This window comes from Vulcanisaeta sp. JCM 16161, from assembly GCF_001316285.1.
The window spans coordinates 18,355-40,004 of sequence record NZ_BBDO01000001.1; the positions used below are offsets into that span (position 1 = coordinate 18,355).

Consider the following 21,650-nt stretch of genomic DNA (forward strand, 5'->3'; position numbering starts at 1 on the left):
CCGAATGCGTAGGGATATCGCGTTATTAATCGCGTCCAGAGCCATTAGGAGCCTAGCCTTTGGGTACTTAACGTTCATAATACCGCTATACCTAAAGTCCATTGGGTTCTCGGCAACCCTCGTGGGGCTTTACTTCTTCGTAGCCTCAATATCCTCAGCAACCCTAGTGCTTATTTCTGGGTTCCTTGGAGACCTGATGGGGAGGAGGGATGCCCTTATCATAATGTCTAGCCTATTCGTGATTTCCATGGCGATATTCAGCGTGACGAATAATAAAGCCCTGCTCTTCATAACGTCGATATTCGGAACAACAACAGGTAGTGCCAGTGGAGGAGGAGCTGGTGGCGGGCCAGTGGCTCCCCTACAAACATCATTACTGGCTGACAATACAGGGCCTATGGAGAGGACGAGGATCTTCAGCTTCACCACGTCAATATCGTTACTCTCATCATTAGCGGGCTCTTTAATATCCTACGTAGTGCTGAGCATCGGCCTTGGTGACCTAGCACTCTTTAGGTTATCCCTGGTGCTAAGCGCTGTATCACTAGCCCTACTCGCCCCTGTCAGGAGAGATAGGCCTCGCGTTAGGTCCCTTAGTATTAATGAAGTTCTTCCTAGGAAGTCGTCAAGGCCAATAACGAGAATAGCCATTGCGGGGTCGCTGGGAAGCCTGGGCCTTGGCATGGTTACGCCACTGCTGCCATTATGGTTTAGGTTATTCCTGCACGCCAGTGAGATCGAGATTAATGAGGTGTATACCGCCTCTTACGTTGTTTCAATAATCCTAACATTAATGGCCAGGAGGGTCGAGGGTCTCATGGGCCGTGTAAGGGCCATATCACTCCTCAGGTTTCTTTCGGTGTCCTTATTTATCGTGATGGCCCTCGTGCCAATATTCATAGTTGATGCGGCGCTCTACGTAATTAGGGTTGCGCTTTACATGATAACGATACCACTACGTCAATCATTATCTATGGAGTTAATTAATGAGGATGAGAGGGCGCGGGGGTTGTCAATAACCGGGCTTGCGCGTAGGGTTCCATATGGCCTGGGCAGTACCATAGCTGGTTTGTTAATGGACTATGCCGAGTTCTCGCTGTCAATGATTCTGGGAGGAATCATTGCGCTGCTTGATCCAGTTCTTTACTACGTATTCTTTAGGAATTATGACAGTAGGACTTACCAAGCAGGGGAACGGGTATGAGAACTCAGTACATGTGTACTGAGCCCTCCCTGAGTATCCTCGCGAAGGCGTAGTTGGACAGGGCAACTCCAATCACAATGTATGCCAGGGCTAGGGTGGCCAGCGGCCATAGGTAATTAAGGAGTTGCTGTATACCGTAGCCACTGAGCATTGCGCCCCTAAGCCCCGACAATGCCCAGGTTAGGGATAGCGAGTAGCTTATGTACCTGAGCCATGTTGGCAGTACCGAGATTGGGAACACAACACCACCCAGTAGGTTCGAGGCCACTGAGGTGAATAGGGCTATGGGATTACCCTGCTTAACTATCAGGACAACAGCGCCCGCAATTAAGTTTAGCCCAATTATTGATGCCAGGTAAAGTATTAGGAATGTGATTGTGGCGAGCGCATTTACTTTATATGATATTCCGAGACCGAGACCAATCAATAGGACCGTGACCGCGCTTATCGAGTTTATTACTAATCCCCACACGGTGCTATACATCATCAGCGTCATGGGCCTCAGTGGCGCCGCTATTAGGTATTCCAGGGTTCCGATCAACTCCTCATTCCTAATACGACCGGCCAGCGTCGTCACTGATGCAGAGAAGTATCCCTGGAATGCCGTGCCGATTACCATGAATGCTGTGTAATCCCTAATGGTACTTAACCTCCCAAACCCCAGGGTAACACCAATAAAGAAGTATACAAACACTGGAATAACCCAATTAATCATTGTTAATACCACCTGCGTCTTATACGAAACCCACATCTTCCAACCCCTAATCACAACAAAGCTGTATAGCCTATCGATAATACCCATCACAACCACCCCTCCCTCCTCCTCATAACTCTCTCCATCCTCCTGGCATTACCCTCAGCCACCGCAACCTCAACATCGATATCCATTACCCTGATCCTACCATCATACGTAGCCAACCTACTCATCAACTCATTAAACCTATCTATGGTGGCGATAATCACGTATTCATCACTCCCAACCCTCTCCACGCTAAAGCCGTTAAGCCCGTCCATGGAGCCCTTAACGAGTACCTTAACAATCTTAAGGGCCGGTGACTCATTCAAAATCCTCCTGTTTATGTACACAACCATATCGGCTAGTTCGATTTCCTGAGGATCGTGGGAGGCAAGCACTATGGTCTTCCTACCCCTGAGGCTTCTAATGAAATTGAGAATATTATGCTTAGCGTCAATGTCTATACCGCTTGTTGGCTCATCGAGCAGTAATATGTCTGGGTCATGCATTAATGCCCTGCAATCTCAAGCCTCCTCATCATGCCCGTACTATACGTGGCAACCCAATCATGAGCCCTCCCACTAAGCCCCAACTCCTCCAGTAACTCTCTAGCCCTCTCCCTAGCCTCCCTGAGCGATAAGCCGTAAAGCGTGCCGAAGAAGACCAGGTTGTCCATGGCTGTCAACCTCCAGTAAACCCCACGATCCATGGGTGTCATAAACCCAACCCTCCTCTTAGCCCTAACACTAGTTGCATCATAACCATAAATGAGAACCCTACCACTGTCAGGGGTAAGTATGCCAGCCGCAAGCCTAAGCATTGTCGTCTTACCAGCGCCATTAGGACCCACGAGCGCCACAATCCTACCCTCGGGAACCTCAAGGTAAACATCCTCAACAGCCACAATACGCCCAAACCCCTTAGTAACGTGATCATAGAGAACAGCGGACACGAAGCCGTTATCGAAAACAACATTAATAACACTTTCTCCCCATGCATTTAAGAATAAACATTAACGTTAGATATCTCATTAATTAATTAGGTAATTAATGCGCTTAATGACTTTAGTACTTTATTAATTATTTTGAGGCTTATGATTAGTATGCACCTTATCCAAGATCAAAAAGCGTCCAGCAATGAAGCCAGTAAGGAATACCTTAGAGATAATGGTAGAATTATTTGTTGGGGTGTTGGTGGTAAAAGAGGTAAGAAATACAGGTGCGGCACTGAAGTAGATGACCCAGAAATAATTGGTAAAGTTAAGGAGTTAATAAGTGAAGCTGAAAAAAAGAATTAAGGATCATGTTTTAAATGGTTCATGGATTATGAGATGCGAAAGCGAGCTTGAGAATATCGAGAAAAATATTGAAATGCTAAGAGGTAAATATAATGACTCTATTATTTATGTAATTAAAGGAGTAATTGAAAGAATTAAAAATTACGTAGATAAGAATTTGATAAGGTTTTGGAGTAAGGCGCATGATGAGATAATCAAGACAATAAAATACAGTGATGTAATGGTTAGGAAAACGAGAACAGGAATTACCGTAATTATCAAGGGCGATCATGTAAGGTTAACGGTACAGGAGATAAATTCATCAATCATAGTTCGAATTAGCTTCCACGGGATAAAAAGTGCGAAGATCCATGTTCAGGATATATGGGGCATTGACATGACGCCAGAGCAGTTAGGTTTTGAGACATCAGATATGGGTATGCTAGTAATAAGCTGATGATGAGCACAACGCACCTATGGCAACTTATTTTAGGGCTTCTGCTATTTCATGGGGACTCCTCGATTAAGGTGTCGGCATTAAGCGTGAAGCCTAACAAAACCGAAATTGTTTGGAAAATGAGGACTTTATCCTATCATTGGAGGGAAGCGCTTCAAATAGCCAAAGACCTGGCGAAGGAGGAAATTGTGCGTTACTTATTATCATTCATTCTTGGAGACGGTTATGTATCTTCAAAGCATAGAGAAATAAGGCTAATCATCGCCGCATCAGACATTAAGCCATGGGAGGAAATACTTGAGAAACTGAACTATAATTCACCAGAGAAGATAATGTGGTCAATAGATGACAAGACCTCATCAAGCAATGTAATAAGAATTCGATTTAATTCCACAAACGCCATTTTATTATCAAAAATTATAGTAAGCAAGACACCATCAATAATGGCAGATATGCTAACCATACTTAATACAGAGAAGTGGAATAACATAATAAAGATGGCAAATATGAATATAAATCGTAAAATAAGGCAAGTGAGACTTTATGGAATCAACTTTTCGATATTTATTAAAAAGGGAAAAATACTATTAGTTAAAAGATTCAAAGAACTCCAAAAGGCTAAGAATACAATTAACATTTTGAGAAGTATTCTCAATGAAAAAGTAATGCACATACAGAAATGGGGCAATACTTATGCGCTGGTAATACCAATCTCAGAAATAATAGGTAATGATATATTTCAAGAACTTAAACCGCAAATATTGAATATAATTTGTAAAAGATATGAGAAATCCAGAAATAAAAAGGAATTAGTCAAGGCTATTCTAAGCTTAGCACCCATGGAGATTAATTCTTGCGGACAGAACAATAGTGGAAAACTTTAAATCGCAGTTAATGAACTATTGAGCCGGCGGGGGTGCCCGAGCTAGGTCAAAGGGGGCGGGTAGGATAACAATCCCCGCAATGAGGTCCCGTTGGCGAAGGCCTGCGTGGGTTCAAATCCCACCCCCCGCACCAAAAACTGGGTGATTTTCGGTGCCGTGTTGTTTTCATGCTTTGATTATTATTTTACATAGTTAATTTAATTATTATGATGTGCTGAACTGTTAAGTAACCGAGTCTTTTGTAGACCTTGATTGCTGGTGTGTTGTCTTCATCTACGTGTAGCATTGCCGTTGCGCCGGCGTTAATTGCGTCTCTGGTGACTGCTGATACTACGGCCTTTGCGAAGCCCCTATTTCTATGATTAGGTGCTGTGAATACGTCACCTATTACCCAAATCTCTGGCAGCTTTAGGTATGTGCCTGCAATAGCCACTAATTCATTGTTTATGGATAGACCGTAGTAATGCCAATGGGGTGATGATAACCTGGTCAGCGCCTCAGCCTTACTTATCCGTGTTCCCTGGATGCTTTTAATCCTTAGGAACTCGCCAATATCATTAATTGATAATTTATGAATTACAGCGTTACCGTGAATTACGAACTCCCTGAACGTGCTTCCCTGGCAAATCATTGTTAGACCTCTGGATAGTGATACCATGCCCCTACTGGATAGTTTATTGGCTAGGCTGTTTACGTACTTAGGCTCGGTCTCCGCATAGATCATTAGGCGATTATTTAATGAAGTCTCGTCAAGCATGTTAATGGGTGCATTGCCGATTACGTGAATTGCCATGTACGGTAATCCCCTGAATATTAGTAGGTAGCCGGTTATTTCGTTACCTACTAAATTTAGGTAAACCTCCGTGAATTCTGGGTAGTAGGTAATGTCGTAGTAGAGGTAGGCGTACCTAACAGGATCCATTAAATAGGCCCTTTTAATCAGGCTAAGTACGTCCCTATTTAACTCCTTGAATACGTCGATAATCATTTCCTTGGTTAGGGAGTAGTCATTACCTGGATTTATTAATCAGTTCCTTAATGACTGGGCAATAAGGGTCAGGTGAATTCACGGAGCCGAATACCGCAAATGCCCTGACGGGGCAACCTGCCCTGCATAAATCAGCCATTGGGCAGGTGTTGCACGGCTTTATAACTTCATAATTCCTACCTCTAAATGACCTAAAGCCATCCCTCCAAATTCCCTTTAAGTCATCCCTAAGCGCATTACCTTCATAGAATTCCCTACTCATGGTTAATTCACACCCATAGATACTACCGTCTGAGTCTATTACGAATCTACTCCTGCCCGCAGGGCATGTTGAGTAATTAATGATTTTAAGGGCATTAAGTCTCTCCTTAGACTTTCTATACGCATTATATAAATCACTAAGGCTGAACCTAAAGCCATTCAGGACAAGCTTAACACTAGTCCTAATCCGCAGTAGCTCATTGATTACCATCCTCGCCAACTCGTTATTAAGCGATAGACCGTTTTCACGAGCCCCACCAAACTCCTGAACGCGTATGAAGGTGAGCACAGGGATTCCCAGTTTCTCAGCTAACCTAACCATGTCCACGACATAATAAGCATTGTCAGGCATCACCGTGTATGACAACGATACGGCAATACCGATCTCCTTAAGCACGTTAATAGCCCTAATAGCCCTCTCGAAATTACGCGTTCCAGTTTAAATTACAGATATCGAAAGGAGGATCAGGTGATCCGCTGTTCCTCACCGGGTCAGTTGACCCTCAATTCTCATCAATCAGTGAGTTAACTATGAGTAGAAATAATAAAGCTATTGCTGTGACACGCCCTCAGAGCCTTGCGACTTTTCTTCAGTCTTTCCCTCAGCCTTCTTTCGCTTCCACATTGGGGGATACGTACCCTTCTTCATTATCACCCTCGTCGTCTTAACAGCGATCCCCCGCTGCGCCTTCATTATCTCATCACTAGCCATCTCCGCATAACCAAGAGCAACTAATTCATTCTTTAACGTCATTATTGCCACGAGCGACCCCTTACTAATGTTGTTCGTTAGCTTAACAATGCCGGGCACTGCCAGCGCTGCGCCGTGGCATATCGCATCGACCGCCGAGTCCCTAATCCAGACCTTGGTAGGTGCCTAACCATGTACTCAACGGGCTTCACGTAGGTTCTCAGTAAATCCTCAACACCGTAATCCCTATAGAGTGTGTACGCATCCTTAAGGTCCTGGAGTGTAACCGCCTCCTTCTCTGTGAAGCACCCAACCCTGGTTCTCCTTAGCTCCCTCATGTTAGCGCCGACTCCCAGTACTTCGCCGATGTCGTAGGCGAGTTTCCTAGCGTAGGTCCCGGACTCCACGTTCATCCTAATCAATGCGTATTTACCATCCTCTCGAGAAGCTCAAGTTCATAAACGTGCTTAATCCTCAACTGTCTCTTAACAGCACTCCTTAATGGCGGTCTCTGATAAATGGCGCCGGTGAATTCCCTGAGCACGGCCTTCAACTTCTCGTCATCAACATCACCGTGAAGCTTCATGACCATTATGTACTCCTTATCCAGTGTGTTTATTGCGGGCATTGCCTTTGTTGACTCACCAAGCGCTATGGGCAATACGCCCGAGACCCTTGGGTCGAGAGTCCCTGAGTGACCAGCCTTATCGAGATTAAGCATTTTCTTAACCCAGGCAGCCACCTCGTGACTCGTCGGCCCCCTTGGCTTATCGATCACCACAAAGCCGTACTTAAGGTATAGATCCATGGGCCTCTTCTCCGGTGGCATACCCCACTCTGGGTTTGTCTGCTCGTTGGGTATCCTAACGAGGATCTCCGGCTCATTGCAGTAATTGGGTAACGACACGCCAATCATAATTGCAGGTCCTATGAAATTATAAAAGCCTATCTCCGCGACACGGCAAATTAACTTTTATTTTACCCCACAGTAAAGACTACGAGTGCCAAGTATAAAGGCGTTAAGCGTGGCAATCCTAACGCTGGTACTCGCAATAGCGCTTGTGTACTCAATACACTCGCTATACATTGTCAGAAGTAATACCGCAGTGGGCGGTTCTTACGTTAACTCGGCTGAGTATGAGGAGTTGATGAGTAATTACACGAACCTACTCATTAAGTATACCGCACTCCTTCAGAAGCTGAATGAGTGCATGGCAAATGAAAGCTCGATTCAGTACCAGGGCTCACTAGGCCATAGGGAGATTATTGCGAGTAACCTGGCCATGAACGCCACATTATCAACAACAGGCTGTAATGGCTACACTCTACAATCAACTAAGGAACTTTATTTCGAAACTAAGGGACCTGGTTACCTAATAATAACGTATAGGTTGTCGAATCCCCAGGTCATTGAGGGTTCGGTATCGTATTACGTGTATGTCATGGCCCAGGCAATGCCTCAATACCCATGACCGCGGTGTATACGTACGAGAGCTCAACATATGCCTATGAGGCTGGTCAGTACGGACAATTAATTATCCCAATACTACCAAACTCAACGTATGTGCTCACCCTTGGCTTTACATGCTATGTTGCCGAGTATTACCCACCGGCAAGTGCGGGTACGATGATTAATGGCAAGATACCGGAGAACGCCGTTGTTAATGTGACCTATGTATGGTGAAGGAGCACAGCTATGTGGCCCTATTTAAGTGCAGGAGCGGTGATGTAATAACCAGGGGTAGGAGGTTCGTAATAAGTAATGGGTTTTATGCCTATGTCGGTTCATGCGGTAACGCATGCGCAGCACGCATAGTCAGGCATCTTGGTAGGGTCATTAATAGGAGGTTTTGGCACGTTGATTACCTGCATGGAGTATGTGATGAGGTAGCCGTCATGATACTGCCCTATGCGGAGGAGGATGTGGCCAGGGCATTGCTTAGTAAATTTCCTGGAATCCCTGGTTTTGGAAATAGCGATAAAAGGAGAGATATGACGCATTTATTCAGGGTTGGCTCGGGTGATAAAGCCATTATTAAGGTACTCCATGAATTAAGCCGGGCTATTCATGAGGGATTACGTGAGGTACATGCTTATTGAACTTAGCATTATTACTGAGCCATTATGGAGATAATCATATAAACTCACTGGCGCTGTGTTTATTAATGATGTTGCTGGTGCGTCTGAGACCTCATGATGATGGCTCGTGTTCCTGACCAACCTCGTTCTCATTACCCCCATTCTCGGCGTTATTCGCCGTATTCGTGAGTAATTCCTCAAGACTCCTTATCCTCAGCTTCTCCCTTATCAATGCATTAATGCTACTCCTCAGTTCATCTAGGTCTGCCTTACTCACGTAGGAGAGGGCGTTGGCTACTTCCTCGGCGTACATGCTAAATATTGCGTACTTCATTAGTAGTTCCTGCTCCTTCTCCTTCCTAGTTATGTATAGCCTAAGCTTCCTAGCCACCTCCCTAACAGCATTCCTTACCTCAGACTCTATCTCAGGAACCTCCGCAATCGCCTCCTTACCCGCACTTGCGTATGGTATCTTCGTCGAGCATATATGGACCACGATGGCTAGGGGGGCAGGGAACTTGACCTTGTACTGGGTCCAGTCAATCTCATCAACTATCTTCCTAACAACGTCATTGCCTCATCGTATATTAACGGGACCTTATTCGCAAACCTATAGATGATGGGCTTATCACTAGGCTCGATAGCCCCACCCCAGGCAAGCGCAGCCTCTACAATGAATGGGTTGCCCATGTATGAACTCGGCTTTCTAGTAACTGTAAATACAACCTCAGGTCTAAGCACGAACTTGACGCCCTCGGCAAGTATGTCCTCGCCAATTGGCGAGAGCCAATCAGCCCTGGGCCTCCTCCACCCATTGAACTCCCTCATCTTTGTCACGAAATTTACCAATTCATCATTCACGAGCTTGCCCACGGGCATGTCTGGCGGCAGTCCAACGAAGTCAAGGAATGTCTTAGCAATGGTCTCGCCAACACCGTCGAAGTTCTCGACTAGGAATTCAAGCAAGGGCATGTTTGGGTCCCTCTGTATGAGTTGCTTTATCAGTTCCACATCAACACTCTTGGGATGAGGAAGACCCTCCTCCGGTGGGTCGGGCATCTTCGTGGTTACCCTGGGTATTTTAATTGTGTCATCATCGTCGGGCCCCCTGAGCACGAACTCGGCATACGGCGCAACCATGGCAGTCCTTCTTAGGTACTCCTCAATCCTCCGCTTAGCCTTCGGCCAATCACCCTCGAGAACCACCTTTATCGCCGTGCCGTGCCACCCATACCTATTCTCTAACGTCCTCTGTGAGACGATCACGGGCTCATTCTTCGTAATGTCAATCATTAATTGATACTCATAAATAACGTCACTCTTCAATGGCGCGCTCCTAACGAGGATTGGCGTGTTCGTGGTTGATTGGGCGTATAGGACAACCATCTTGGCACCGAGCCCGAAGATACCCCTGTGCTGCTTAATCCTATACTTACTACTGTAGAATACCCTGCCAAAGACATTGGGTATTTCATCCCCAGGTATGCCAATGCCATTATCCTCAACGTAGATGCTGACCCAATTTCTCGATTGATCAGCATAGTCAATGTATATTTTTATACTCGGCAATATCTTAAACGTCTCGGTGGCGTCAAGGCTATTCTCAACGAGTTCCCTAATCGTCTGATAAACAGCCCTAGTCGGATTGCTAAACCCTGCTATCTCTCGATTACGCCTAAAGAACTCAGCCGGCGATAAGGCCTCAAACTTAACAATATCGTTAGTACCCATGATCTAAAGCCTAGGAGACGAGAGCCAATTTAAACTTTTTGCATTTTATAATATGCAAAAGTTATCAATAACCAGTAAAAACACGACCCATAAACCCACCACACCACGGCAGAATTACTGACGTTCACGAAGCTGACCTCCTCCCCGCCCTTATTGGGCGGTTCGGTTCCCGCCCTCGCTCGTGGTGTCATTGGTCATTGGGCGGGCGGTCGGGGTGGGCAGCGCACCCCCCATTTTGCTTAGGTTCATGACTGCAATAACGTCCCTATCACCCTCAAAACCGCAGGCTGGGCATTTAAGCCTCCTGTAACCAGCCTTAATGAGCTTGCCTCCGCAAATGGGGCATGTGGTTGATGAACCCCTTGGATTAACAGCCTTAACTGGAACTCCATGTTTCATGGCTTCCCAATCAATCCAGTAAGCCAGCCTCCTATAGCCAAGCATTATCAGGTTCCTCCTGTGGGACTTCGGTAGTCTCCTCAGGGCGTTGATTAAGCCGTTCAAATCCTCCCTAACGATTAACACATTGCTTACCAATGCGTGCTTGACAACCCTCACGGCAGTCCTCCTGGCCCAATCCTCAATAATACTCCTCGCCCTCCTGTGGAAATGCCTAACCCTATTGAGGATTCGCCCATTCCTAAGCCACTGCAAGTAATTGGACTTTGAATACTTCCTTTGCAGTTCCTCGGCTAACCTCCTGTAATGTAAAGCCCTCCTAATAGGCGTGGGTACCTCGATATGGCTTTTGAAATTCCCAAACACTATCTTATGCTCGTTAAAGTCAACGGCAAGTACGCCCTTGGGCTCGTACTTAGCTGGCTTGGGAACTTGCCTGGTTATGAATAGGTACATTTCACCATCCCTATACACTAGCCTAGCCTCCCTATTTGGTGCATCCGCATACCTTGGGTCTCTGCCAATTATCCTGAGCCTATAACCGCCAATTAACTCAACGTAATCGCCATTAACTCGATAGCCTTGATTTGGCGTTAGCCACATCCTAAGCGTTTTAACGGTTGGTATCTTGCCCTTGTTTGGATTCCTCAACCAGGACTTGACAATGCTCAATGCCTCACGGTAGCAATCCATGGCGATTCTAGATGGCAGGTTAAACGTACTCTTCAACCAATCATAGAGTAAAGCATGAGCCTTACTAATACTTGTGGCATTGTTGGCAATGAGGACGCGTATAGCCATGTTGAGGGCAGTCCTATACCTCTTGAGCAGGTCAATGACCGCCGGCTCCGGGCTGACCCTAATCCTAACGGTAAAGGTCAGGACTCCCTCACCACCAGCGGCCATTAAGGAGCTTCCTAACCTAACTCTAATAAACCTTTCTCTTGAGTTAGATTTAAATAAAGCAGTTTAGTTAGGGTTCTCATGCCAATACTGGCAACAGGGACGATAACAGTCAAGAAAATACCCGGTGGGGAATACGTGTACATCTACGTGGGGAACGTGGAGGCGTTGAAAAAGTTGAAGGGAAAGAAGGTATGCATGATAGTATTCGAAGACTGCACAACCTAAAAGGCGAGACTTTCAGATGTAAATCTTAGGAAACGTAAATGAATTAATACGATGTATTCATAGTACGAAATTGGGAATTCATAAATTTTTAATTAACAAGGTTATAATTCGATTTAACGTAGTAAAATGAGCATTACCATAAATGCCTATATGACTATGGCCTTAAGAATTTGTTTCACATCCCTTAGATTTTCGAGATTCTTTACAAGGCTTATTACGGTGTTGACTTGACTTGGTGTTAATAAACCATCAGTTAACCTCCTGAACTTATCCTCAACCTCCTCATCGGTCATTGGGTTCTTTGGGTGACCCCTTGGGTGGTCAACGCGGGCTGTTAATTCCTTACCATCCTAACTTAACAGTTATTCTATTGGGTATTGCGGATGGGTATAGCTTATCAAGCTCTGGATCCACATTGACCTTCATCTTCCTTATTAATGAGAGGACCTTGGGATCACGTATGTTTTCGGGTTTGTAGTGATGAAGCTCCACAGTGCCGTAGAGCAGCGCCACCGCAGTCACCCACATTAGGCTGTGGTCCGCAGTCTCCTTAGTCCTTGGGTCCCATTTCTCCGGTCCTTAACTATTATGTCGTAGGCAGCCTTGAATGTGTCTATCGTTATTGACTCAACATCGTCAGGTTCAACAGCCTTTCCATACTCCTGCCTAATCATCTTAGCAGCATCAACAGCCGACTGCGCATGGTACTCCACCGGGTACGGCTTTATGTACGTGTCGAGGATCCTCTTAGGGCTCGGCATTGAGCCCAAGTCAAGAATTAACTTATCATTGAAGTCCCCAGCCAGTAACTGCCTTATGAACCCCATCTCGCCCTTCAGCGGTGCATCCGGCCCCGTAAACCCCTCCCTAGCCAGTAATACCGCGAACACGGCATTCCTCGAGGAGTTGGCAGTCGCCGCGGCCTTCCAGTGACTTAGTTCACCAACTGGACTGCCTCATGGCTGCATGGGGTACCGTGGCAATTGATAATGCGTTTAAAGCCTCATCCTCGCTGAGGCCCATGAGTTTAGCGAGACCTGCCGTAACGGCAATGCCTATGTAATTAACGTGATCCCAGCCATGAAGCCTAAGACTACCCGCATCACAAAGCCTAACCCCAATCTCGTATGACGTGGCTATGGCTGTTATTAAATCCCTACCGCTCAACCTCTATACTCGGCAGCTGCGAACAATGCGGGAATCATATCGCTTGGATGAAGCGGTTCCTTACTTAAGTACGTATCGTTATAGTCGAGGTACCTAACCATGAGGGCATTAGTAAACACTGCCCACTCAATCGATGACGTGTCAAGCGTGCCCCACAGCGTTGCCTCAGCGCTTGACCGATGGCCCTTAGCGACGTTCCTCGCTATCTTGACAGGCTCGGCCATGAAGGCGGCCAGGGCAACACCAAGGCTATCGAGAACCCTACGCTTAACCTCATTAATAACCTGCTGATCTAGGTCCTCAAACTTAACATTAAGTGCATAATGAATTATGGCCTCACCAATACTATCCTTGACCATAGTTACCTAGTTAGGCGATACCCTGATTTTAATGCATAACCTCAATGAGCAATCACAAACTGCTTATTAATAATAATGATGCGACCATTAATGAATGAGGAAGAGGGCACTTGTACTACTCTCCGGCGGCATTGACTCAACCGTGGCGCTCTACCTACTCAAGTCGCGGGGTTACGACGTGATTGCCATATCAATAAATTACCCAGGCAGGGTGAACGTGAGAGGGAATCTGCTAAGGAACTCGCCAGGTTAACGAATATTAAGTTAATCGAGGTTGATTTGCCATTCATGAGGGAGGTTGATGAACTGTGGAGTAGTGAGGAGGAGAGACCAAGTCATCTTAAAAACGCTCACCCAAGCACAATACCCGCGAGGAACGCAATAATATATGCCGTCGCCGCGTATTACGCCGAGATACTTGGTATAGACACAATAGTGGCAGGCCACAACGCTGATGACACCAAGTACTTCCCAGACACTTCTAGGGAGTTCAGGAGGCTGTTCTCGAGAGCGTTAACAATAGGGACCTACATAGGCAGGGCTAGGAGCTCAGGGTCATTGCGCCGCTATCAAGCTAAATAAGACCGAGGTCGTTAGGCTGGGCCTCAGGTTGGGTGTACCCTTTGAGTACACGTGGTCATGCCATAACAATTACGATACACCATGTGGCCGATGCAGTGGTTGCCTGGCCAGGAAAAGGGCATTCGATGAGTTAGGCGTTAAGGACCCGCTTGAGGAGGCAATAAGCAGTGGGAGGGATTGGTGGTTATTAAGGAGGAAATCATTAACTAAGTCCTAGACTTGATATAAATCCTTAATGCATCAATCAACTTCTCAATATCCTCAATGGTATTATAACCGTGCGGAGACACCCTGATAATTCCAGGTCTTGGAGAAACAACAATACCGTTCCTACTAAGGAACTCTGCAAGATCGTAAGGTTCCGAGTACTCAAATGTTAGTATTGCCGCGTGGCTATCAAGCGGTGTAGTTATCCTCAAACCCAAATCCCCAAGTGAATTGGCTAAGCGCTCAACCAACCTCTTCGTATGCTCCTCAAACCTATGAGGCACCTCATACCTGAGCAATAACTTCATTGATGCTAATGTTCCCTCAAACGCTATTATCGGCCACGTACCCCACTCAAGCCTCGCTGCGTCCTTAGCTGGCACATACGTACCTATGTCTATTGGTCTCTCAAATAACTTCTCATTCCTTAACCTCCTACTTACCTGGTTATCATCAATACCCATCCAACCCAACAAGGAAGGCTTAAGCTTATCCATTAACTCATCGTTTACGTAAACGAAGCCGGCACCATGTGGACCTAATAACCATTTATACGAACCAGTGATAAGGGCATCTATGCCATCCTTAACAACGTCTATTGGTAAAACACCAACTGCGTGGAACGCGTCGCTTATTAATACGGCACCCCTCGCATGGGCAATCTCGGCAATCTCCCTAATCCTCTCCCTATATCCTGTTATCCAGGAAACATAGTCAACAAAGACCACCGCGGTGTTATCATCGATCAACCTCTCATACTCCTCTAAGGCACGTAACCATTAATGGACCTCGCAACCCTGACCTCCCTAATCAGGCCGCGGGATTTAAGGGCATGGAATGAGAAAATGCCTGTTGGGAAGTTAAGTGGACTAACGACAACATTACTACCAGCCTTAAATTCCATCGCCGATAACAACGCATTTAACCCATAGGTCGCACTTGGCACGGCAGCGATATTCCGCCAAGACGGAGCATTAATTAGCTGCGCAAAGACCCTCTTAGCCTCCACGATGTGGTCAAGGGCTAACTCCCATGGTTCGCCCTCCTCCTGCCATAGATTTATGAAGTTGGTAATTGCCTCAGCCGCGTCCTTCGTTAATGGGCCGGCCCCAGCATTATCGAGATAGGTCTTTCTTCGTGTTATTTCTATTCTGTCCCTAAGTTCCTCAAGCCAACCCATTAATTAAGTGAGCAATAATTGGAATTAATTCTTATCGCATCTGCTCAATAACTCCATTATTATCTCAATTATTGCCTTCATGACGGAGACCCTGGTCGGCTCATCAACCTTAACGCAGGCGCCAAATTCAATGCATAGTTCATTTAGGTATTGAAGTACTGTACTAAACTCCTCACTTGGGTTAACTAACCAATCAATTAAATGGTAAATGGCCTTAACAGCTCCTCCCTATCCATCAATAAAAACACTCACTAAATAATTAATAAGGCAATAAACTCAGGCGCCGTGAATCTCAGGGCGGCGATAAACCAGGTACTGGGCCGATGGGCATGCCTTAGAGCAAAGCAGGCAATTTATGCACCTACTCTCATCAACTATGAATGATGGGCCTGGACCAACACGCCTCAACGCCTTCGTTGGGCACCAATTAATGCACAGGTTGCACTCACCGCATATTGACGCCCTGGCGGCAAAACCCGCTATGTGCACCCTCAATTCCTTATTGCCCGAGGAGACCACTACCCTGTTACTACCCTGCTCAACCCTAACCTCAGCCTCCCCGAACTTTCCCCTTACTACGTATGAACCATTAACGCCCTCCACAGAACCAAGCATCTTCAGGAACTCCGTGAAGGTAACCAGGTTAATGGGCTTATCAACATTGATAATCAACGAATTGCCATCACCATTAAACTTGACAGGGTACTCAACCCTGAAACTCACCTTAACCCGACCACGAATATCGCCAGGCAAGCCCCTCCTCCAACGCCAAAGACCGTAATCAGCAAACTCCCTTGGTAGTCCCTGACTCTTCGAGAACTCCCTAAGCACCTCATGAAGTCTCGTGTAAATTCCTGGATACCTCTCACGCACAACCTCAAGTTCCGCCAACTCATTGGCTGGGCATATAACGCAGCCGAGCCTATCAAATCCATACTCATAAGCCTTGTTATAGGGCAGGTTCCTCATTAATATATAGCCCCAAACCTCAAGCGCCGTCCAATCCTGTATTGGAGCAACAACAATATCCTTAGTAACCCACTTACTAACCGAGACCCTAGGCAACCTAGCCCTTTGGAACGACTCAAAGGCCCTCTGACCAACAACGCTGATAAAGCCCCCTGGAAACCTACGCAGCATCTCATCGGTTATCGGCCCAAGCTTAATGACCTTACAGCACCAGCGGTAGTCCCTGGCCGGCGGCCCAAACTCCATAATTGCCTTCCAATACCTATCCCCTGCTGAGGCTATGATTAACTCGGCATTATAGAGCTTCGCAACCTCCCTAACATTGTCATAGGACTCCGATGCTCGAGACCCGTGTCATTAAATAATACGTAGAATTTAACCCCGGTCCTAGCCACCAGGTCGAGGGTTACTAGGGAGTCTTTCCCGCCTGAGTACGAGACCACGATTGGCTTCTTATACTCGCTGAAGACCCTCCTTAGGAATTCCACGGCTTTCTCGGCCTTACGCTCTATGTAATCCCTGTTCAATTCGATGAAATCCTTCAACGTGCTAGGCTTGGGACTTGGCAGTGGCCCCTTTGCCAACCAGCTCTTGATTATCCTGAGCCTACCACCCCTCATCGACTTAGCGATGCCGTGGTATTTACCGTCCTCTGTAGATACCGCGACGTGCACGTACCTCTCGCTGGGTAAATTACCCTAATGATCGACTCCCTATGAACATCGTATCTCTCGGGAAGCTTGTCTAATTTAATTACGGCCCAGTAACCAAGGCCCCTATTGATCATCTCGGTGACGCCTTCGTACAAGGGCCTAAACCTCCACATTCTCCTCTCTATATCATAAAACCTATGACCAATCACTCTACCCTCACGATGACCTCATCAGCTTGGTCTGCGTAGCCAGGTATTTTATTGAGGAGGATGACCTCATCATCTGGTATTAATAACTTAGCCAACTCCTCACTCCCAAACTCATTAATCACAGCCCTCCTAGTAATCTCAACATCGGCAGGAAAGGCAGGTCTAACATCGCCGGGCTTCGTAATCCTGGCTATACCTAATGACGAGCATCGTTTAGCCCCCAAGTCCTTACTAAGCACTGGCACGTTTAAGTCATCGCACCAATAAATCACTGAGGGCATTTTACCGCGGGCTTAAGAATAATGAAGATAAATTTAATTCTTTTGACGAAGCCGGAAGCACTCACTTCATGTTTCTCATTAACTTCTGCCGTGACCCCTCATCAAGCAGCTGCGGGCTCTACTTATTAAATCTACTTATTAAACTCCTATAATAAAAGCAAAGCAATGTTGTTCGATCTAGCGAAGAGTCCTTAAAATGAGACTTACCTCCTGTACGTGAATGAGTTACACGGGATTAAGCTTAATACTGCTGACGTGAGAAACGAAGTACGATAAAACAAGCATTAATCGAGAAGGCGAAGAAACTAATGGCTTAAAGCCCTGATATAAACAAAGCCTAATGAGTATACGGTCACTGGAATTAGGGTGCGTGTATTATCTTCATGGCCCATTGTATAGGCACTAAATCCCTATCAGCTCTGAAGCCGCAGATTGGACAAATCATTACCCTACCAAGTGACCGCTCAAGCTCATGACCGCATTGCGGACATGCAGTGCTTGGTAGTCTCTTGAACTCGTATGGAATGCCGTACCAAGTAAGCTGGTTAGTTAGCAATTTTACGAACCTCCTTAGGCCGGTAAGGTAAAGCTTCGCAAAGCCGTTGCTAAGGCTCTCCTCAAGCAATTCACGCCTACCCTCCTCAATTAAGTCATCAATAATGACGAGAGCCCTTTAATTAAGGGCCTTCTTAACGAGTCTATGCGCAAGCTTCTGCGCATAATCCCTAATATAGGCGTATAACTTACGTTTCAAAATTCTGACCTCACGCCACACCTTCTTACCCTTAATGGACTTATGAGCGCCAAGTCTCCTTAACTTACCGTATTCTTTCTCAAGCTCCAAAACCCTATTGTAAAGCTTATCAATGCGCCTAAGCCAAGGTCTCTCACGGCCGAGGGATGAAATTGAGTTATCCTTAATCAATCCCCAAACAACGCCATTACGCCAGGAATTAACGTCAATAGCAAGTACATAATTATTAGGCCTTATCAACTCAACATCTCGCTCAAAGGTTATTGCGACGTACAGGAAGTCATCCTTAACCCAGGCCCTCGCCAGCTTGGGCCTGCCACCCTCATCGAGTCTCTCACGCACATATTTTGTCTCACCCCCGGTGAGGTTTATGGTTATTGCTTTGCCCTTAATGATCCACCTAAACCTAAGCGCATTACTTGCTAAGTCAAGGAATATTCCTTGACTATGATCACGCTCATTATTGATTCTAATTCCAACATTAAGAATTGCATGGACCCTCGTAAACCATACCTTTGGTGGTTTAACGCCATTACTGAAGCTAATCTCGCTCCTAAAGTAATTGAACTTATCCACAAACCTGGAGTCCAAGTCAGGTGGGTATACGGTGTAGCCTTAGCCCATAGATTACCAAGGGCGTCAGTCCTAGTCAATACCCTAATCAATGTCTCACGTTCCTCCTGCGTGAAGAGCTTTAACGGTCTCCTGATGAGTAATGTCCTATATGCCTTCATTACTCTCCACCAGTATTATGAGCCTAACTTCCCTACCAATAAGGGGTCTGAGTCTGTTTCTGAACTTACCCTTGATATAAATCCTGATTTCCTTCTCGCCACCAGCAATCACCGTACCCTCTGCGTAAATAACTGTACTCATCACAGCAAAAATACTGTTGTAATTAATAAATTTTTCTGTAGAAAAGCTTAAATAAAGCGTTACTAAGGCTAGTCATGAAAAGCCCAGCGGTGGGAGCGGTGGCGATGAACCCGTTGGTGCCCAGCCCCGTGGGCAGGAACAATGACGCCCCAAGAATGGGGCGAAGGCCGACGAAGATGATCAGGTGATTAGAAACGCAGGGATGCGGGGAACGGGGCATAGTAAAAATAACAAAATCCCAAGTTAATCCTAATTTCACGGAGGTAATAAGAGACGTAGTGGGTTACCCACATCCCTTAGGAAGTCACGTAGTTCACGCCTAACACTCTCGTCGCGTAAAATCTCAATTATTAAGGCCTTGAGTGACGATCTGAACTCCCTGTCATTTATGACGGAGAGCATTGATGAAATCACTATCTTCCTTAGGTTCGGATCGTTAACCAGGTCCGCCAATACCACCTGTATTAAGCTTAATCGACGTTAATATACCCGTCACCAGCATTTCCTGGTTAATAACCTGCCCTTGCCCTGCCTGCACCGACTGCTTATCACTACTCATTAACTACGCATTAAATTAATGAGTTAAAAACCTATGTACCACCCTAAAGTGGGTGCGGGGATTTACCTAAATAACCACTAATAGGCTGTAAAGGTACATGGCTATTACGAAAAGCGCTATGAGCATTGAGGGTATTACGTAGGTATAAAGTGGCCTCCAGTTAATCCTCCTCCTTACTAATGCGAGACCAATTCCACTGGCTATGTGCAGTATGAAGAAGAGGGATAATGGCGCAATTAATAGTATGTGTAGTTGAAGAGCTAAACCCCTCGTTAAGGCGCCGAAAGTTAGCGAATATATTATGGATGACGTCGTGGGCCCAGCGCCAAACCCCGTGAAGGCTCGGCAATGGATAGCGCAAGTAGTATCCATGCAGTCTTCCTTTGAAAATCCGGCGAATATATCGAGTCTGCAATATTGATGCAAGGGCTGGGTAAACCGCCATCGCAATACCAGGCGCTACAATAAGCCATGACTTGAGGTACATCGCTAGTATCATCGTTGCAATACCTGGATATATCAATGCGGTTTTATTGATGCGTAATTCATCAATATGCAAAGACTGCATGTTAATCACCATTCTTCCTGGCGACATCTGGGTAGCCCCTCGACTCCCAATAGCCTAGGTAATTCTCGTCAGTCACCGTTATTTTAACCAACCACTTAACGTACTTGTAACCCCACCATCGAGGCACGACTAACCTAACAGGGTAGCCATGAGTCGTTAATAACGGCTGTCCATCAGCCATGAATGCAATTAGTGTGTCGTCCTCCATGGCTTTCCATAGCGGTAAATCGCTTGTGTAGCCGTCTGCTCCATAGAGTATGACCTTTGTCGCGCTTGATTGAACACTAGCCATATTTAGTACGTACTTTAAGGGCACGCCTGTCCACTTAACCACGGCTTTTAGGAAATACGGATCTGAGACACACTGTAGAGTATCTATGATGGTTGTGGTTGGCATGTTTATTAACTCGGCATAGGATAGGCTTAGTGGGTTATTTACGAGACCATCAATGACCAAGGTATAATTACCGGAATTTACCTGTGGTGTTGGTCCTATCTGCACGACATACCAATCATCTAATGGTGTTAGATTCACATTAACTGAACCGGCGGTACTGTTGATGCTGTTCGTGGTATTATTCACGGCATTCGCGATAATACGTTGTGTATTGTTCGTGGGATACGACTTAATGGCTGATATATGTGATGATGCCGGTACAGTTACATTAACCACGGATTCATTAGTAATCGCTTGGTTCGTCCTATTGACCGTGGTAGATGCCGTGGAATTACTGAAAATGGCACCTTCAGTATTACTTTCACTCATTTTATTAATCAATGCGTTGGGCAGCATGCTAGCCAACACTGTGGCTGCGCCAGCAGTCAATAGTATGCTTAGAAACCTCCTCCTACTACTAATTCCCATGTCTTTCAACCTTCTATCCTCGGCGCCCCTTGACATTAGTGTTCATGCGCCTGATTAATTAAATAATGCTTATTCAGAATCCCTTACAAACTTATTACTAATTCCACGACATTACCAATTCTTAAATTTGTGATAGCCCAATACCTATTGCTAATTTATGAATTACTGGCCCTAGCAATTTAAGTTAAAAACACGTGCAAGAAATCAGGAAGGCCATTAAATCCGTAAAAATCACTGCATGACCCAGCTAAAAGCTTAAATTTCTTGGTTCTCGGCTTTTCCTTGGGCCGGTAGTCTAGCCTGGAAGGATGCCCGCCTCGCACGCGGGAGATCCCGGGTTCAAATCCCGGCCGGTCCACCACGTTCTTAATAGGTATGTTTCCTATAAGGCCCGTGAGCTTTAGGTAAGGCAGTTTAGCTCGCCATGCCTTGGTTAACTTAACGGTTCTTAATGATGGGTTGCGTAAGCCGTACTCATAATCCTCCCTTAATCCTAAGCCTTCCATCCTTTTGATAACGTCGTTTCATGCTTACATGTTAAATAATTCATGCATAGCCCAAACCCCTCCTTAACATTAATAGCC

At 45.9% G+C, this 21,650-nt stretch carries 21 protein-coding genes, 2 tRNA genes and 6 pseudogenes; 11 read left to right on the forward strand and 18 right to left on the reverse strand.

The annotated features are described in order from the left end of the window. The first annotated feature begins 4 nt into the window (after positions 1 to 4). Entirely contained in the window at positions 5 to 1,204 is a 1,200-nt protein-coding gene (locus tag JCM16161_RS00105) for an MFS transporter (RefSeq protein WP_054854624.1), read from the forward strand. 4 nt (positions 1,205 to 1,208) lie between these two features. Here the strand turns inward: JCM16161_RS00105 and JCM16161_RS00110 are convergent, their stop codons facing one another. The 3 genes and pseudogenes from JCM16161_RS00110 to JCM16161_RS13420 form a co-directional block, all read right to left on the reverse strand. Then, positions 1,209 to 2,006 carry an ABC transporter permease gene (locus JCM16161_RS00110; protein ID WP_054854625.1) on the reverse strand — a complete coding sequence of 266 codons (798 nt, stop codon included), beginning with the start codon at positions 2,004 to 2,006 and terminating at the stop codon, positions 1,209 to 1,211. Then, the gene (locus tag JCM16161_RS13415; protein ID WP_243668251.1) at positions 2,006 to 2,449 is read right to left on the reverse strand and encodes a hypothetical protein; all 444 of its coding nucleotides are present in this window, start codon (positions 2,447 to 2,449) and stop codon (positions 2,006 to 2,008) included. Before JCM16161_RS13415 ends, JCM16161_RS00110 begins: the two co-directional genes overlap by 1 nt. Continuing rightward, positions 2,449 to 2,802 (reverse strand): annotated as a pseudogene (locus JCM16161_RS13420) (ABC transporter ATP-binding protein); the annotation flags it as partial. The pseudogene JCM16161_RS13420 and the gene JCM16161_RS13415, both read right to left, overlap by 1 nt. 231 nt (positions 2,803 to 3,033) lie before the next feature. On the opposite strand from JCM16161_RS13420, the gene JCM16161_RS00120 reads away from it, so the two are divergent. The 4 genes from JCM16161_RS00120 (at position 3,034) to JCM16161_RS00135 (ending at position 4,690) form a co-directional block, all read left to right on the forward strand. After that, entirely contained in the window at positions 3,034 to 3,237 is a 204-nt protein-coding gene (locus tag JCM16161_RS00120; RefSeq protein WP_243668252.1) for a hypothetical protein, read from the forward strand. Then, the gene (locus JCM16161_RS00125) at positions 3,215 to 3,673 is read left to right on the forward strand and encodes a hypothetical protein (RefSeq protein ID WP_054854627.1); all 459 of its coding nucleotides are present in this window, start codon (positions 3,215 to 3,217) and stop codon (positions 3,671 to 3,673) included. Before JCM16161_RS00120 ends, JCM16161_RS00125 begins: the two co-directional genes overlap by 23 nt. Then, positions 3,673 to 4,557 (forward strand): hypothetical protein, encoded by an 885-nt coding sequence (locus JCM16161_RS00130; protein WP_054854628.1) that lies wholly within the window; start codon positions 3,673 to 3,675, stop codon positions 4,555 to 4,557. The genes JCM16161_RS00125 and JCM16161_RS00130 overlap by 1 nt, the downstream gene beginning before the upstream one ends. Positions 4,558 to 4,583: 26 nt before the next feature. After that, a tRNA-Leu gene (locus tag JCM16161_RS00135) sits at positions 4,584 to 4,690 on the forward strand. Between the two features lie 51 nt (positions 4,691 to 4,741). Here the strand turns inward: JCM16161_RS00135 and JCM16161_RS00140 are convergent. From JCM16161_RS00140 to JCM16161_RS00150, 3 genes and pseudogenes are all read right to left on the reverse strand, one after another. After that, a complete protein-coding gene (locus tag JCM16161_RS00140) occupies positions 4,742 to 5,545 on the reverse strand; it encodes a GNAT family N-acetyltransferase (RefSeq protein WP_054854629.1) in 804 nt (267 codons plus the stop codon). 22 nt (positions 5,546 to 5,567) lie between these two features. Continuing rightward, the gene (locus tag JCM16161_RS00145; RefSeq protein WP_243668253.1) at positions 5,568 to 6,203 is read right to left on the reverse strand and encodes an SPASM domain-containing protein; all 636 of its coding nucleotides are present in this window, start codon (positions 6,201 to 6,203) and stop codon (positions 5,568 to 5,570) included. A 153-nt stretch (positions 6,204 to 6,356) separates the two neighbouring features. Further along, positions 6,357 to 7,413 (reverse strand): annotated as a pseudogene (locus JCM16161_RS00150) (RNA-guided pseudouridylation complex pseudouridine synthase subunit Cbf5). A gap of 85 nt (positions 7,414 to 7,498) precedes the next feature. On the opposite strand from JCM16161_RS00150, the gene JCM16161_RS00155 reads away from it, so the two are divergent. Genes JCM16161_RS00155 through JCM16161_RS00160 form a run of 3 tightly spaced genes read left to right on the forward strand, consistent with a single transcriptional unit; the run spans position 7,499 to position 8,597 of the window. Continuing rightward, complete coding sequence (locus tag JCM16161_RS00155; RefSeq protein ID WP_243668254.1) at positions 7,499 to 7,969, forward strand: hypothetical protein; 471 nt, start codon at positions 7,499 to 7,501, stop codon at positions 7,967 to 7,969. Then, a complete protein-coding gene (locus JCM16161_RS13425; RefSeq protein ID WP_243668255.1) occupies positions 7,966 to 8,181 on the forward strand; it encodes a hypothetical protein in 216 nt (71 codons plus the stop codon). Before JCM16161_RS00155 ends, JCM16161_RS13425 begins: the two co-directional genes overlap by 4 nt. Beyond that, positions 8,175 to 8,597, forward strand: coding sequence for a DUF123 domain-containing protein (locus JCM16161_RS00160; RefSeq protein WP_054854630.1), 423 nt, complete (start codon positions 8,175 to 8,177; stop codon positions 8,595 to 8,597). Before JCM16161_RS13425 ends, JCM16161_RS00160 begins: the two co-directional genes overlap by 7 nt. A gap of 91 nt (positions 8,598 to 8,688) precedes the next feature. Here JCM16161_RS00160 and JCM16161_RS00165 read toward each other — a convergent pair. Both JCM16161_RS00165 and JCM16161_RS00170 read right to left on the reverse strand, forming a co-directional pair. Further along, a pseudogene (locus tag JCM16161_RS00165) lies at positions 8,689 to 10,307 on the reverse strand (DNA topoisomerase VI subunit B). 150 nt (positions 10,308 to 10,457) lie between these two features. Then, positions 10,458 to 11,612, reverse strand: a complete 1,155-nt coding sequence (locus JCM16161_RS00170; protein WP_054854631.1) for a zinc ribbon domain-containing protein — start codon at positions 11,610 to 11,612, stop codon at positions 10,458 to 10,460. 78 nt (positions 11,613 to 11,690) lie between these two features. Here JCM16161_RS00170 and JCM16161_RS13430 point away from each other — a divergent pair, with 78 nt between their 5' ends. Then, entirely contained in the window at positions 11,691 to 11,837 is a 147-nt protein-coding gene (locus JCM16161_RS13430; protein ID WP_243668256.1) for a hypothetical protein, read from the forward strand. A 146-nt stretch (positions 11,838 to 11,983) separates the two neighbouring features. On the opposite strand, the pseudogene JCM16161_RS00175 reads toward JCM16161_RS13430, so the two are convergent. Continuing rightward, positions 11,984 to 13,363, reverse strand: a pseudogene (locus JCM16161_RS00175) (MmgE/PrpD family protein). Between the two features lie 94 nt (positions 13,364 to 13,457). Between JCM16161_RS00175 and JCM16161_RS13435 the strand changes: the two are divergent. Continuing rightward, a pseudogene (locus JCM16161_RS13435) lies at positions 13,458 to 14,162 on the forward strand (7-cyano-7-deazaguanine synthase). On the opposite strand, the gene JCM16161_RS13440 reads toward JCM16161_RS13435, so the two are convergent. The 9 genes and pseudogenes from JCM16161_RS13440 to JCM16161_RS00220 all read right to left on the reverse strand — a co-directional run bounded on the left by JCM16161_RS13440 (position 14,152) and on the right by JCM16161_RS00220 (position 21,102). After that, positions 14,152 to 14,901 carry an aminotransferase class V-fold PLP-dependent enzyme gene (locus JCM16161_RS13440; protein ID WP_243668257.1) on the reverse strand — a complete coding sequence of 250 codons (750 nt, stop codon included), beginning with the start codon at positions 14,899 to 14,901 and terminating at the stop codon, positions 14,152 to 14,154. The pseudogene JCM16161_RS13435 and the gene JCM16161_RS13440 overlap by 11 nt on opposite strands. A gap of 14 nt (positions 14,902 to 14,915) precedes the next feature. Then, the gene (locus tag JCM16161_RS13445; protein WP_243668258.1) at positions 14,916 to 15,332 is read right to left on the reverse strand and encodes an aminotransferase class V-fold PLP-dependent enzyme; all 417 of its coding nucleotides are present in this window, start codon (positions 15,330 to 15,332) and stop codon (positions 14,916 to 14,918) included. Positions 15,333 to 15,608: 276 nt separating this feature from the next. After that, positions 15,609 to 17,444, reverse strand: a pseudogene (locus JCM16161_RS00195) (phosphoadenosine phosphosulfate reductase family protein). A gap of 361 nt (positions 17,445 to 17,805) precedes the next feature. After that, on the reverse strand, positions 17,806 to 18,069 hold the full coding sequence (locus JCM16161_RS00200) for a zinc ribbon domain-containing protein (protein ID WP_054854634.1): 264 nt from the start codon (positions 18,067 to 18,069) through the stop codon (positions 17,806 to 17,808). Positions 18,070 to 18,117: 48 nt separating this feature from the next. Further along, positions 18,118 to 18,774, reverse strand: coding sequence for a hypothetical protein (locus tag JCM16161_RS00205; RefSeq protein ID WP_054854635.1), 657 nt, complete (start codon positions 18,772 to 18,774; stop codon positions 18,118 to 18,120). Between the two features lie 144 nt (positions 18,775 to 18,918). Then, positions 18,919 to 19,074: a hypothetical protein gene (locus JCM16161_RS13450; protein WP_243668259.1), complete on the reverse strand. Its 156-nt coding sequence runs from the start codon at positions 19,072 to 19,074 to the stop codon at positions 18,919 to 18,921. Positions 19,075 to 19,329: 255 nt separating this feature from the next. Continuing rightward, positions 19,330 to 19,533 carry a hypothetical protein gene (locus JCM16161_RS00210; protein WP_243668260.1) on the reverse strand — a complete coding sequence of 68 codons (204 nt, stop codon included), beginning with the start codon at positions 19,531 to 19,533 and terminating at the stop codon, positions 19,330 to 19,332. Positions 19,534 to 19,699: 166 nt separating this feature from the next. After that, positions 19,700 to 20,005: a hypothetical protein gene (locus JCM16161_RS13455; RefSeq protein ID WP_243668261.1), complete on the reverse strand. Its 306-nt coding sequence runs from the start codon at positions 20,003 to 20,005 to the stop codon at positions 19,700 to 19,702. Between the two features lie 197 nt (positions 20,006 to 20,202). Beyond that, a complete protein-coding gene (locus JCM16161_RS00220; protein ID WP_054854636.1) occupies positions 20,203 to 21,102 on the reverse strand; it encodes a molybdopterin-dependent oxidoreductase in 900 nt (299 codons plus the stop codon). Positions 21,103 to 21,350: 248 nt separating this feature from the next. Between JCM16161_RS00220 and JCM16161_RS00225 the strand changes: the two genes are divergently transcribed. Beyond that, a tRNA-Ala gene (locus tag JCM16161_RS00225) sits at positions 21,351 to 21,427 on the forward strand. Positions 21,428 to 21,650 lie beyond the last annotated feature (223 nt).

Coding starts and splice junctions, on each gene's coding strand:
- JCM16161_RS13430 (WP_243668256.1), top strand. CDS start 11,691: ATGCCAATACTGGCAACAGGGACGATAACAGTCAAGAAAATACCCGGT.
- JCM16161_RS13445 (WP_243668258.1), bottom strand. CDS start 15,332: ATGGGTTGGCTTGAGGAACTTAGGGACAGAATAGAAATAACACGAAGA.
- JCM16161_RS00130 (WP_054854628.1), top strand. CDS start 3,673: ATGATGAGCACAACGCACCTATGGCAACTTATTTTAGGGCTTCTGCTA.
- JCM16161_RS00110 (WP_054854625.1), bottom strand. CDS start 2,006: ATGGGTATTATCGATAGGCTATACAGCTTTGTTGTGATTAGGGGTTGG.
- JCM16161_RS13455 (WP_243668261.1), bottom strand. CDS start 20,005: ATGGATACTACTTGCGCTATCCATTGCCGAGCCTTCACGGGGTTTGGC.
- JCM16161_RS00220 (WP_054854636.1), bottom strand. CDS start 21,102: ATGTCAAGGGGCGCCGAGGATAGAAGGTTGAAAGACATGGGAATTAGT.
- JCM16161_RS13425 (WP_243668255.1), top strand. CDS start 7,966: ATGACCGCGGTGTATACGTACGAGAGCTCAACATATGCCTATGAGGCT.
- JCM16161_RS13415 (WP_243668251.1), bottom strand. CDS start 2,449: ATGCATGACCCAGACATATTACTGCTCGATGAGCCAACAAGCGGTATA.
- JCM16161_RS00120 (WP_243668252.1), top strand. CDS start 3,034: ATGATTAGTATGCACCTTATCCAAGATCAAAAAGCGTCCAGCAATGAA.
- JCM16161_RS00160 (WP_054854630.1), top strand. CDS start 8,175: ATGGTGAAGGAGCACAGCTATGTGGCCCTATTTAAGTGCAGGAGCGGT.
- JCM16161_RS00170 (WP_054854631.1), bottom strand. CDS start 11,612: ATGGCCGCTGGTGGTGAGGGAGTCCTGACCTTTACCGTTAGGATTAGG.
- JCM16161_RS00140 (WP_054854629.1), bottom strand. CDS start 5,545: ATGATTATCGACGTATTCAAGGAGTTAAATAGGGACGTACTTAGCCTG.
- JCM16161_RS13450 (WP_243668259.1), bottom strand. CDS start 19,074: ATGAGTACAGTTATTTACGCAGAGGGTACGGTGATTGCTGGTGGCGAG.
- JCM16161_RS00105 (WP_054854624.1), top strand. CDS start 5: ATGCGTAGGGATATCGCGTTATTAATCGCGTCCAGAGCCATTAGGAGC.